Below are 12,427 nucleotides of genomic sequence, written 5' to 3'. Positions count from 1 at the left end.
TGGAGGTCGATATGGCTGACTTTAATCTCAAGAATCTTAAGGACGTAACCATAAAGAATATTGACCACAACGAGGTGCTGACCCTCACTGATCTGGTGACTTATCAGGAAGGGCAGGTCGTTAGCAGAACTCTTTCTCAGGTCAAGCAGATTTCCCTGACCCTGTTCGCATTTGATGCCGGGGAAGGGATCAGTACCCATAGCGCGCCGGGCGATGCCATGGTGCAGGTGCTGGACGGGGTTGCTGAAGTGACTATCGGCGATGAAGTTTTCAACGTCAGCGCGGGGGAATCGATTGTGATGCCCGCTAATATTCCACACGGCCTTGAAGCGCGGGAGCGGTTCAAGATGCTGCTGACCCTGATCAAGCAATAGAAATTGAAAAAGTCCGTCTCTCGACGGACTTTTTTTTATTAAATTTCACAACAATCACATGAATCTTTTGGCAGCCGGATGGTAAACTTGGTCCCTTTTCCGGGGATGCTGCTTACATCTATTGTGCCTTTATGCTGTTCGGTTATTATGAAGTATGAAATAGACAAGCCTAGTCCGGTTCCCATTCCTACACTTTTGGATGTGTAGAAAGGCTCGAATATTTTTTTAAGCCGTTTCTGTGGAATCCCGGGACCGTTGTCTTCTATTTCAAGGGCGATTCCGTTTTTTTTATTTTTGATCCGTAAGACCAATTCCGGGAATTCCCCATCGGGATATCCCTTCTCGGCCATGGCTTCGCTGGCATTCTTTATAAGATTCATAATGACCTGCTGAATTTCACTGCGCATACAGCATATGGGCAGCGGATTCTCTGTGTATTCCTTTTTGATGCTGATCAGGCTGAACCGGGAGGTGTTACAGAAGCTGAGGTCTGAAGCGATAAGATCAAGGCTTTCATCCAGCAGTTCGGCAATGCTGCAGGTATGTAATTTACGTGGGCCGCTGTAACTGAAATTGAGCATGCTGGAAATTATGTGCGATGCCCTTCCACCTGCTTCGGAGATGGTGGAAAGCATGTTCACAATATCCCGCTTACGCAGGTATTCACGCATTGTCTCCAGATTTAGAGAGCACTCTTCGGCAATGTGCAGGTTTTTGGAACTGTCATTGAAAATCCTGTTGCGGATGTTCTGGGTGGCTCCGAGAATTGCCGCCAGCGGATTGTTTATTTCATGCGCTATGCCTGCAGCCATCCCGCCGAGTGAATTCATCTTTTCCTGTTGGACAAAGAGTTCAAGGGTCTGAATTCGCTGGGTAATATCGCGGGACACTCCAAGACAGTATTTGTGGTCTTCTTCTTGAAATATGCAGGCAACAACTTCAACAGGATAGGTCCTGCCGTTTTTACGCTTGTGCCTGCTTTCAAAGATGAAGCGTTGGTCCGGGGCGGCTCTGGTGATTGTTTTCAGCCATTCATCCTGATTTATTTTTGGGGCAATGTCGGAAATACCGAGCTTAAGCAGTTCTTCTCTGCTGTATCCAAGTGTGTCCACCGCCGCTTCGTTGATGTCGATGATGTTCCCTTGTGCATCCACCAGATAGATTGGGTCGGCTATGTTTTCCAGTAGTCGTCTGTAATCATTCTGGCTTTTTTGGACAGAACGGTCATACCTTTCTACCAGTATGTAAATTATTGCAGCGGTAATAAGTACGTACAGCCATCCTTTAAGGGTTTGTATTCCTTGGATAATGTCAGCATCACGAATCAGTAAATTGAGTAATTTATCGGAAAGCAGAATCCATAAAAATCCGAAGATTGCATACTTTGCTGCTATTTTCAGCGCTATAGAAGGGGACTTTTCTTGTTTCACATTTTATCCTGTATATTTATCTAGCACAATTAGTGCTGCAGAATAGAAATCATGAGTCTCCCAAAAATAGCATAGACCGGATTTCAAGTACAGGTGTTGCAGGAAAATGAAGAAAAGCCCCGCTTATAAAAACAGTGTAGAATATGTTTCTAGACGTCCACTCCTTTCATTCCTTCATCGGTATAGCGGTTGCCCATGACTTCGCTTGCAGCCAGAATTTCTTCAATGGCTGAAATTTCTTTTTTGTTCAGGACAATTTCCGCTGCGGCGATGTTGGAATCGAGGTTTCTGATTTTCGTAGTCCCGGGGATGGGGATGATGTGATCTCCTTGCGCACAGACCCATGCCAGTGAAAGTTGGGCCAGCGAGCATCCTTTATTGTCAGCGATCAAGGAAAGTTCGTTGGCGATTGATTTGTTCCCGGCATACGATTCTCCCTGAAAGCGGGGTAGCATGTTTCTGAAATCAGTTTTGTCTTCAGATGGTGTCCAGTTGCTGAGCAGGCCCCGGCAGATAGGGCTGTAGGGAACAAAGCTGATTCCAAGCTCGCGGGTAAGCCCCAGTATTTCGTCTTCAGGGTCACGGGTCAGCATGGAGTATTCCGATTGCAGGGCGGAGATGGAATGCACCGCATGTGCTTTGCGCAGGGTTTCTGCGGAAGCCTCGGAGATGCCGATGGCCCGGACTTTTCCTTCTTCCACCAGCCGGGACATTTCACCGATTGTTTCCTCGATGGGGGTGTCGGTATCCACCCTGTGGATGTAGTAAAGGTCAATGTAGTCGGTCTCCAGACGGCGCAGGCTGTCGTGACAGGCTTTGCGTACATACTCCGGCTTGCCGCTGATGCTGCGGGCGTATTTCCCTTCTTCGCGCACAATGCCGAATTTGGTCGCGATTACCGCTTCTTCCCTGCGTCCTTTCAAGCTTTTAGCCAGCAGTTTTTCGTTATGCCCGTTGCCGTACATATCGGCGGTATCAAAGAAATTCACCCCGTTATCCAAAGCATGGCGAATAAGTTCGCAGCCCTGTTCATCCGAGGTGGGGTCCCCGTAAAATTCACTCAACCCCATGCAGCCGAGGCCTATGGCTGAAATTTCAATACTGCTGTTACCGAGTTTTTTCATACTGATTTTTGTAGACATAGTTATCTCCGTTTGTTTGGCGTTGATGGATGAGCATATGAATATTGCTGGGTGATAAATATGTCGAATATATCTTTTTGATCATAGTAATATCTGATAGATATTACTGATGGAGACACGACAACTTAAATATTTTCTGGCGGTGGCTGAGGAGTTGCACTTCGGGCGTGCTGCCAAGCGTCTGCATATATCGCAGCCGCCGCTCAGCCAGCAGATAATGAAATTTGAAGAGGAGCTTGGGGTTAAACTATTTCAGCGCAATAAACGCTCCGTTTCGCTCACTGCGGCAGGGAATTCATTGTTGCGCGATGCGCGGCCCATTCTGCGTGCCATTGAGCGGGCTGAGGTCAACCTGCTGGACGCCGCCAGCGGGCTGGGCGGTCATTTAAAACTCGGTTACATCGGTCCGGCCCTTGATACCCTGCTGGCGGAATGCATCCGCGAATACAAAGAGAACTATCCCGCTGTGCGTTTTGATTTGCAGGAGATGTTTACCAACGACCAGCTTCAGGGCGTGCGCAAAGGCGAACTTGATGCCGGAATAGTACGCCTGTTCCGCCATGATGTTTCTGATCTGGAGAGTGTAACTTTCCACCGTGAATCATACGCATTGGTCATCCCGGAAGGTCATAAACTTTGTGGCAGTGAAGAGGTTGCAGTTTCGGAGCTGGATGGCGAGCAGTTTATTTTCTTTCCCCGCGAAGAACAGCCCCGTCTGTATGATGAGTGGATGAGAGTTTTTTCGCGCTATGGATTCGTGCCTGATGTAGTGCAGGAAGCGGCCCGGAAGAGTGCTACTGTAGCCTTGGTTGCGGCAGGTATCGGCATCGGTATTGTCCCGGAAAGCATGGCAGGCAGGAAGCCCGGTGGAGTGGTTTTCAAGAAACTGGTCGGGGAGTTCCCGGTGATTGAGTTGCAGGTGGTTTATAAGAAAACAGAGGCTTTCCCGGCGGTAATAAATTTCGTCAATTTGCTGAAAGATAGAGCCGTTTAATCCATCCCGCTTGGTATTCAGCATGGATTGCAGATTTTTGAGAGTGATATTTGTCTTCAGGCTTTGCGCCCTTTTTACAGGGAGTATAATCTGGCCTCAAACGCAAGCCAAAGGAGGTTTATATGTCTCTTGGAAGAATAGTTGTATTTGCTGCCGGTGCTGCTGCCGGAGTTCTTGGCTGTTATGCCCTGAAGTCTGAAAAAGTGCGTCCCGCCGCTGTTTGTGCGGTCAAGGCCGGAATCAAGGCCAAAGATTGGTCCGTAAAGCAGTACGGGAACATGAAGGAAGATGTGAAATCGCTGGTTGAACAGGCCCGCGAAAAGGGAAGTTCCCTTGTGAATAAGGAAGCGAAGGAGGCCGCGGAGGAAAGCGCATGAGCACATTAGCCAGAATCGCTCTTTTCGGTGCCATTGGAACCCTGTTGTTCCTGCCGCTGGTTTTTAAGCGCAAACACCGTCATCGCCACCGTCACGGCGTTCCTGCACTGGTCCGTTCCGGTTCATCCGGCGGAGGGCGCAAAGGACGCAAGTAGCTTTCGGGCTGCCGGTACTCATTAACATCAGGACCTGCTTGATCGTAAGCAGGTCTTTTTATTGCTTCCTGCTGGCGCGGATCATGTTTGCGACTGTCCGTTTCAAATCTCGCAGCGGGGCTACAGGAGCCAGTTGGCAGTGGCGGCAGTGGGCATCGGTAATATTTCCTGTGATGAGCTGGCGGCGCAGGTCGGTGAATTCAGCATTGTGCAGGGCTTTTCTAAGCGGGGTGTTTTGATCCATCCGGCCCATATCCCGGTTGCGGACCGGGCAGGAATGAACTGTCCCATCGGGCTGAACGTGGGGCGAATTCCATGGCCTGAGGCAGAATCGGGTCTGAGCTGCTGCCGGGCCTTTTCGCCATGCCCGCAAACCCGGATGAATCGGTAAAACAGCTATATCCAGCTTCACCCCTGAGTTTTGTTGTGCCTTGTCCGCTTCAAATCTGCTCTTCACCATTTCTTCCCAAGCGGGGGGAAGGTTAAGTTTAATTCCACATTCTTTAGTCAAAGCCCGTAAATTTTCTATTTCAGCCATAGCTTTCTGGAATTCATCGCTATTAAGGCTGAATAAGTTCTCGTCCGGTCCTTTCAACTCGAGTTGCTGCACTCCATTTTCGGCTGCCGGCTTTGCCAGTTCTGCCAGATGGGGAATGGGCATTTTACTGAGATTGCAGCACCAGCTGAATGCGGTCCCGGCTTTAGGGGAAGCGGCCCGGAGTTTATGTGTGTTGCCAAGCAAGGCTTCCTGTATGGCGGGGCGGTCTTCTTTTTCCGTGACAAGTTGCAGGTGCGCGTAGCTGCTGAATTCGGCACAAGTTTCGGCGGACAGCTCCCGGTCGCAATTGATACTTGCTGCATCTATGGTCAGCGGCGGAAAGCGCAGGTCATAATCCGCCAGAATTTCCGGGAAGAAGTGTTCTTCACCATGATTTGAGAAATTGTTGATTGCGTCTACGGTTTCAAGGGCCTGCTGCGCGGTCTCGTCCCAGAGCGGTCCGCATTTGCCGTTGTGGACCCGGATTTCATGACCCATGAAATAGCGGTGGAATTCATCGGCATAATCTTCAACCCACGCGGCCACGTACTCTACGCTGAAAGGTTCCTGTAATTCGATGGTCCGCACATCCCGCTTGCTCATGTCAAAGCCGATCATTTCATCGGAATCCGGGACGATGTATGCGCTTTCAATGTCTTCACAGATTTTTCGCACACAGTCCTCATCAATGGTTCCGTGAAAGTCATTGAGGATTTCCGGGTGGATCATAATCGGGTGCAGGTGAAAATTGTGGGCCAGGATGCCTTCGCCGGGAATCTCCCAGAGCAGCTGCGAGGGCCAGCCGTTGTATTTTTCCGCGCCCATGATGGCGTTGCGCACATCGGGATGCAGGTTGGCTATGGCCATGTCGACCATCTCACGTGCCTCAATGGGCACTTCAACTTTGCCTTCGGCGAAATAGCGTTCACGCATCAACGGCTGGAAGTCTTCTTTTGTCACCCGCATGGTCCCGATCATGATTGCTTTGTAGCCTTCCCTGGTCCGCTGGTAGAGGTTGCGGAAAGTGGATTCGGAAAAGACCGCATCGGGCGCGAGGACCACCGCCCGGGCACTTTCTTCATGTGCTTTGCGCAGGGCGTGCTTGTGGCTCTGGATCATGTAGTCGTACTTGTTGGCTCCGTCCATGAGGTCAAAGTCCACTGAGTATAGCCGGACATCCATGAGCGTGATCAGGTGGGCGAAGGCCGGGGATTTCTTGATGGTCCGCACATCTTCGGGGGTGGTATAGATGATGTAGACCGAACGGGCCTCGGTGTTGAGGCTTTCAATATTGCCGGGACCGAATTGGGTGGGCAGAACATCGTTAACGAACACGGATGTGAATTCTTCGCCGAAAACAGTAATGACTACATGGAAATAAATCTGGTCTTCGGAACGTTCGAAGCTGCTGTCCACATACTCTTCACACGGAAAAGCATCCATATCCGACGTTTTATAGGCGTGTTGCAGGTATTGTTTTTTTGCTTCCTTATCGTGAGCATCCAGTTCGAGGGCATGGGTAAGCAATTCTCCGGCTTGATGGGGCATATGCTGGCGGTTGAAAACTTCGGCAATGGATAAAGATGTTTCAAGGTCCGGTTCAGCGATTTCAATGTAACGCTCAAAATATTTCACCGCGATTTCCGGTCTTTCGCACTTCAGGGCCAGCTTTGCGGCCAGCTTGAGTGCTTGAGTTTTGTTTTCGTCGTGCTGGAAAATTTGTTTGATAGCGATTTCCGCTTCAATATATTTTTCGTCAGCCATTGCTGCGGCTGCGCGCTCAAGAAGTTCGGCAATATCCATTCTATGCTCCGTACCTTTGTCTGCTGTTTAATAGTCAGCAATAATGAAATTTATTTCGGGATGACTGTTGTTTATTCTTGCGGCGATACGTGCTGCCAGCCTGTTGTTGAATCCCATGATTACCGCTGCATTTAGCGGGACGCTGTCCGGCCCGATTATAGGCAGCCCCATGTGGGTCCGGTCTTGTTTTGAGGGATCTTCATCAATGAAAAAAGTTGCTTCCGGCAGCGATGCAGCCAGCCATGTCCCTGCTACAGCAGTGCCGAATATCCCTATTTCATGATCGGTTGCGGCCCGTGTTGCTTTGCTGGTTAGCCGCTTCAGCCATTCAAGTGACTTTGACATATTTTGCCGGGAGTCTTGCCTCCGGGGCAGATCCAATCTGGAAGCTGTTTTACGGGCACTGAATCCGATTTCTTTTGCCAGCCACGGATCAGTACGCGTAGTGATGATCAGCCCTGCTCGAAGGGCCATGAATTCCAGAGTTTCAGGTGTGAAGTGCGAGCAGTGGTCGCAGACCATGAGGTCAAAAGGGTTGTTTTCAAATGAGGAAGTATGGACCATGATCTGTCCGCCCTCATTTAGTAGACCTGCCAGCTGCTTTAGCATGCCCAGCGGATCAGTCAGGTGCTCGATCACATAAGTCATGGTGATCAGGTCAAATTTTTCTTCAATTTCATTGAATCTGCCGGAAAAGAAACCCTCGACTCCGGGTAGGTGCAGTATCTCTTCCCGCTGGGCGGACTGCTCGTGGCCATACAATTCCCAGTGCGGTAACCGCTGGTTGAACTGCTGTAGCAGGCTGCCGTTTCCGCAACCCACGTCGAGCAGGGAGCCTTCTGCTGGCAATTCCAGAGTTGGGATAAGTTTATCCAGCAACACACCGCTACGGGGGGTGCTTTTACCCTGTTCGTCGAAAATGAGCGGTTCGCTGCCATTGCTCAGCGGATACATTTCGTAGCCGGAATAAATCTCGCTGATATCCCTGAACCACAGTGCAGAAAGTTTTTTCTGGGCATGCCCGCACTCATTGCAGAGCATGAATTCTCCCGAGCGGGGCCACGGTTTGCAGTCGGAAGTTATGCCGGGGAAGTCCTTGAATTGCTCAAAAAAGTGAAGGTCGTTACTGCCGCAGAGCAGACAGCGGGGCTGCATGATTTTTTCAATGAGCTGGTCAACTGCCGGGAAGTTGAATCCCACGAAACTTTCCGTAGCCCCTGCGTCCAGTGCGGAGTGTTTCGGGCAGTAATCGAGAATGCCTTTGCAACTGGCAGGACTGATAAGATCAGCATTAAATCCAGCGTGCGTGCACAGTTTACTGGCGAATTCGAGATAACTTATTTCCTGCGGTCCGGAGCAATGAAAAATTCCGTTACCGTTCATTTCCATGATTTTGCAGCAGACAGCAGCGGCATCTTCAAACAGGACAGGGGCCATGTTCAGATCATCAAACGGGGTGATGTTTTTTTCTGTAGCAAGATTATTCAGCCAGCTTGAAATTAGCGGGGCGTTGCGCTCCACAAGTTTAGCCAGCCGCACAATGGCCGTGTTTTCAGGATGCTGCCGCAGGAAATCTTCAACTTGCGCTTTTTGTCGTCCGTACTCCGTGTTCGGACAGGTGGGGGAATCCGGCGCGGGAAAGGGAGTTACGCCGTCAAAAACCGCAGTACTGGACGGGAAAAGTATTTTTGTTCCCCGGTCTAATAACGCCCGGCACAGTTCAATTGTTCGCGCCACATTGATAGTACGCGATTCCGGATTTTGATCACATTCTTTATAACCGGAGATCCCGGCAGCAATCACTGCCCAGTCGGCATCAGGCAGATTAGTGAACTCTTGTTCATTTCTAAGGTCAAAATGAAACAGCTGCGGATTTTTGCGCGAGGTCTGGATAACCTCATGCCCTGATTTTTCCGCCTGCTTCATAACAGCATTGCTCAGTGCACCATCTCCGATAACCAGAATCTTCATGCTAGGGACCTTCCTACACAAAGGGCAGGTGGTCAGGATTTGCGTTCAGGTAATCGTGGATGAGCATGTTTTTGCCATTGGAAACGCAGTGATGGCTGCAATGTTTTGCGGGGTTGATCTTGAAGAATTTTTCCCGGTTGTTGAACCAGAAATCCTTGAAGCGCACGTCCTTGATTGAGCCAAGCACGCCACAATCGAGGTTGTAGGCTTTATCCTGACAGGAGTAGACCCGCTGGTCGGCCCCGATTACCGGAAGAATCTGCTGGTAGGGGCACCACTCGTAGGGCTTGTCGAATTTCTCATCCAGTGCGTGGTAGGAGTCGAAGACCTCGAAGTTCGAATCTTCCAGATCATTTTTGGCCCGCTGGGTTTGGTCTTTGATTCTGCCGAATACAGGCGCGTGATAACGGTTGTTTTCATGACCGTCGTTGCTGACCACGCAGGGCGAAAATTTGATGCTGTCCACGCCCGCGTCCTTGAGCTTGCAGGCCATATCAAAAACATGTTCGGCATTGTCCCGGCTGATTACGTAACTTACGCCCAGAAAACATTTGCCGCCCAGCTTTTTGAAGTTCTCGATATTGGTCATGATTTTTGAAAATTCATCTTCGGCAACAGAACGGAAGCGGGAATAGCTGGGGCCGTCCCAGCCGTCCATGGAAATTCTGATCCATGTTCCCAAGGAGGAAAAAACGTCCGCTATTTCACCATGCAGCAGGCCGCCGTTGGTCAGGGTGGCGATACTTATTCCGCCCTCAGCCAGAGTGCGGGCCGTGGTCGCAAGTTGCGGATAGCAGAGCGGTTCTCCGCCGCCGCTGAAAGTCACCGCCTTAACGCCCATTTCAATGCAGTCTGTAACGATCTCTTTCATTTTCAGGGCCGGAATGCGGTCGGATATGGACATGTCCTGCCCTAATTGCAGTTTGGGGTTGCGGTAGGCGCAATAGCTGCAACTGTGGTTGCAGGCGTTGGTCGGTTTGATGCGGATGTGGACGGGGGCTTCAGTGCGTTCGGATTCCGGGGGCAGTGAGTCGAGTTTATGCTGGTAGTGAAAGATCTTAAGATTGGTGTAGAGCTGCATTATTTCCCTCGTTTATTCGAAGTAGATGAATTCGTAGTCGCCGGAAAAATTGAATTCCCCAAAGAGCCATTCCCATTCTTCTTTACTGAAAAAGGATTCGCAAGTCAGGGCCCAGCATTGGAGATTAAACAATTCCTGCTCAGTGCGGAAGCTTTCAACGCAAAGATATTTATTTCTACCCACCCGTTCCATTTCAGCCAGAGCTTTTTTGAGGTCAAATACGGGCAGGTTATGCAAGGAATTTATGGAGATAACCAGATCAAATTCCCCGTCCGCATAGGGCAGCGGTTCTTCTGCACGGTGCAGGAACAGGTTCTCTTTTATCTCGTCTTTGGCCTCTTTCAGGCCGTGGCGGGAAATATCAAAGCCGTGGACTTCCATACCCAGCTTATGCAGCTCATAAAGCAGGAAAGCCTTGCCGCAGCCCATATCCAGAATGCGGGAACCTTTTTCCAGCCCGTAGGTCTTGATCAGTCCCTGCGCAACCGGAGTCCAGTAGCCCTCAAGGTAGCGGTAGCCGCCGTAACCGAAACGGCGGTCTCCGTCCCAGTAATCGTATTCGTATTCCTTGGCCTTGAGCATGCACTGCACTTTGTCGTCCACCATGCGCGGCAGATATTCGCGCTTGGTGGAGGTGTGCAGAGGGGTAATTAAATTGAGTAGTTTTCCCATTTTTTTATCTGATGCGCTTCGCGTTTTGGATGAAATAATTTTGCCTTCGGCGGCCCTTCGGGGAGCCTCCCGGCGGGCTAAAACCCTTTTGCAAAAGGGTTTTAGAATCCCAAAACCTTTTATTAGGCTTCGCCAACAAGTTTATTTTGTATTATGCGATTAGAATTATTTCAGTAGCTTACGGGTTTCTTTTGCTATGTTTTCGGCTGTCAGTCCGTTGTGGGCGAAATGCTCCAGCTGTGAGCCGTAGTTCGTGCTGAAATTATCCGCCAGCCCCAGCCTTTTCAGGCGTAGGGGATTGGGCAGGCACGCTTCTGCCAGAATTTCTGATACCGCGCTGCCGAGGCCGCCGAGGATGGTGTTTTCTTCCAGGGTGATGACCGCCCGTGCTTTGCGGGCACGTGAAATTATGGCTTCGCTGTCCAGCGGTTTGATCGTAGGCAGGTGCAGGATTCCGGCTTTGATGCCTGATTCTGCCAGCAGGTCTGCACCATCTTTCATGATTCCCAGCATGACCCCGCAGCCGATGAGTAGCACGTCTTCACCTTCACCATAGGAATAGGCTTTGCCGAACTCAAAAGTTGTTTCCTGGGTGACGATGGGATCGTAGCCCTTTGCCAAGCGGATGAAGATCGGCCCTTGGTGATCGAGGGTCTGCGGCATGAGCCTGTTCATTTCCTCGGCATCAGCAGGGCAGAGTACGGTCAGGTTGGGGATGACCCGCAGGATGGAAATATCTTCGGTTGCCCAGTGGGTCGGGCCGAGCGGGGCATAGACCAGTCCGCCGCCGTTGCCGATGAAGCGCACGTTCAGATTATGCATGCAGGCATCGAGTAGAACCTGTTCGTAGCAGCGGCGGGTCAGGAAACTCTGGATGGTGTTTACGTAGACAACCTTGCCTTCATGGGCCATTCCGCAGGCCATGCCCACCGTATTGGCTTCGGCAATGCCTTCCATGAAAAAACGGTCCGGTATTTCTTCCCGAAAATGGGAGAGTGTCCCCGCGCCGAGATCGGAGCCGACAAAGACAACCCGATCATCCTTTTTCGCAAGTTGGTAGACCTGTTCCAGACAAGCTTTACGCATGGTAATTCTCGATGCTCTTGATAATTCGGGCGTGATCTTCGGCAGACATCTTGGTTTTGTGATGCCAAGTGGGATCGCCTTCCGCAAAGGGCAGTCCTTTGCCTTTGATCGTATGGCAGATGACCACGGACGGCTTATGCTGCTCAAAAGGCAGTTCTGCGAAGACTTTTTCCAGCGCGTCTACATCATGTCCGTCCACTTCGCGTACTGCGAATCCGAAGCTTTCCCACTTTTCGGCGAAAGGCTCAAATCCGGTAACTTCTTCGGTAGGACCGTAGGATTGCAGCTTGTTGTAATCAATGATGGCGGTGAGGTTGCAGAGTTTTTGGCGGGCAGCACTCATGGCTGCTTCCCAGACCGAACCTTCGCCGCATTCGCCGTCACCGAGCACGGTGAAGACCCGGCTCGCGGATTTATCCATTTTCAGCGCGGCTGCAACGCCCACCGCAAAGGGCAGCCCGTGTCCAAGGCTTCCGGTGGCGAACTCGACTCCCGGAGTCTTGGTGGTCGGATGCCCGCCCAGCAGCCCGTCAAAGGAGCAGAAGCTGAACAGCTCTTCCTCGGATATGAATCCTTTATCTGCCAGCAGCACGTACAGGGCCAGACAGCCATGCCCTTTGCTGAGAATAAAGCGGTCCCGTTCCGGCATGAGCGGATTGTTTGGATCATATTTCAAAACCGAATCATAAAGCACGCGCAGCATCTCCACCAAAGACATTGACGGGCCGACGTGACCGCGTCCTGCATGGTGGAGCACATCCACGATTTTTTTTCTGAGCTGTCTAGAGCGTTGGTCCAATTTAA

12 protein-coding genes are annotated in these 12,427 nt (G+C 50.8%); 4 read left to right on the top strand and 8 right to left on the bottom strand.

Annotation, left to right across the window (positions count from 1 at the left end):
- The first annotated feature begins 11 nt into the window (after positions 1-11).
- On the top strand, positions 12-374 hold the full coding sequence (locus ACNI29_RS04670; RefSeq protein WP_419781027.1) for a cupin domain-containing protein: 363 nt from the start codon (positions 12-14) through the stop codon (positions 372-374).
- 38 nt (positions 375-412) lie between these two features.
- On the opposite strand, the gene ACNI29_RS04665 is transcribed toward ACNI29_RS04670, so the two are convergent.
- Together ACNI29_RS04665 and ACNI29_RS04660 are read right to left on the bottom strand one after the other, a co-directional pair.
- Entirely contained in the window at positions 413-1,804 is a 1,392-nt protein-coding gene (locus ACNI29_RS04665) for a two-component system sensor histidine kinase NtrB (protein ID WP_419781026.1), read from the bottom strand.
- A 149-nt stretch (positions 1,805-1,953) separates the two neighbouring features.
- Complete coding sequence (locus ACNI29_RS04660; RefSeq protein ID WP_419781025.1) at positions 1,954-2,946, bottom strand: aldo/keto reductase; 993 nt, start codon at positions 2,944-2,946, stop codon at positions 1,954-1,956.
- Between the two features lie 109 nt (positions 2,947-3,055).
- Here ACNI29_RS04660 and ACNI29_RS04655 point away from each other — a divergent pair, with 109 nt between their 5' ends.
- The 3 genes from ACNI29_RS04655 to ACNI29_RS04645 all read left to right on the top strand — a co-directional run bounded on the left by ACNI29_RS04655 (position 3,056) and on the right by ACNI29_RS04645 (position 4,472).
- Positions 3,056-3,940, top strand: coding sequence for a LysR family transcriptional regulator (locus ACNI29_RS04655; protein ID WP_419781024.1), 885 nt, complete (start codon positions 3,056-3,058; stop codon positions 3,938-3,940).
- A gap of 122 nt (positions 3,941-4,062) precedes the next feature.
- Positions 4,063-4,317 carry a hypothetical protein gene (locus tag ACNI29_RS04650; RefSeq protein WP_419781023.1) on the top strand — a complete coding sequence of 85 codons (255 nt, stop codon included), beginning with the start codon at positions 4,063-4,065 and terminating at the stop codon, positions 4,315-4,317.
- Entirely contained in the window at positions 4,314-4,472 is a 159-nt protein-coding gene (locus ACNI29_RS04645; protein WP_419781022.1) for a hypothetical protein, read from the top strand. The genes ACNI29_RS04650 and ACNI29_RS04645 overlap by 4 nt, the downstream gene beginning before the upstream one ends.
- 58 nt (positions 4,473-4,530) lie before the next feature.
- On the opposite strand, the gene ACNI29_RS04640 is transcribed toward ACNI29_RS04645, so the two are convergent.
- From ACNI29_RS04640 to ACNI29_RS04615, 6 genes are all read right to left on the bottom strand, one after another.
- A complete protein-coding gene (locus tag ACNI29_RS04640; protein ID WP_419781021.1) occupies positions 4,531-6,813 on the bottom strand; it encodes an SPASM domain-containing protein in 2,283 nt (760 codons plus the stop codon).
- Positions 6,814-6,840: 27 nt separating this feature from the next.
- Positions 6,841-8,784 (bottom strand): sugar nucleotide-binding protein, encoded by a 1,944-nt coding sequence (locus ACNI29_RS04635; protein ID WP_419781020.1) that lies wholly within the window; start codon positions 8,782-8,784, stop codon positions 6,841-6,843.
- A 13-nt stretch (positions 8,785-8,797) separates the two neighbouring features.
- Positions 8,798-9,865, bottom strand: coding sequence for a radical SAM protein (locus ACNI29_RS04630; protein WP_419781018.1), 1,068 nt, complete (start codon positions 9,863-9,865; stop codon positions 8,798-8,800).
- A gap of 12 nt (positions 9,866-9,877) precedes the next feature.
- Positions 9,878-10,537, bottom strand: a complete 660-nt coding sequence (locus tag ACNI29_RS04625) for a class I SAM-dependent methyltransferase (protein ID WP_419781017.1) — start codon at positions 10,535-10,537, stop codon at positions 9,878-9,880.
- Between the two features lie 165 nt (positions 10,538-10,702).
- Complete coding sequence (locus ACNI29_RS04620; protein WP_419781016.1) at positions 10,703-11,623, bottom strand: transketolase family protein; 921 nt, start codon at positions 11,621-11,623, stop codon at positions 10,703-10,705.
- A complete protein-coding gene (locus ACNI29_RS04615) occupies positions 11,616-12,422 on the bottom strand; it encodes a transketolase (protein WP_419781015.1) in 807 nt (268 codons plus the stop codon). Before ACNI29_RS04615 ends, ACNI29_RS04620 begins: the two co-directional genes overlap by 8 nt.
- Between the last annotated feature and the right edge of the window lie 5 nt (positions 12,423-12,427).

It is taken from the genome of Maridesulfovibrio spiralis (SeqCode), assembly GCF_048571135.1.
Taxonomy (GTDB): Bacteria; Desulfobacterota; Desulfovibrionia; order Desulfovibrionales; family Desulfovibrionaceae; genus Maridesulfovibrio; species Maridesulfovibrio spiralis.
The sequence above is the reverse complement of the archived record's forward strand: the minus strand, read 5'-3'. Positions and strand labels throughout refer to the sequence as shown.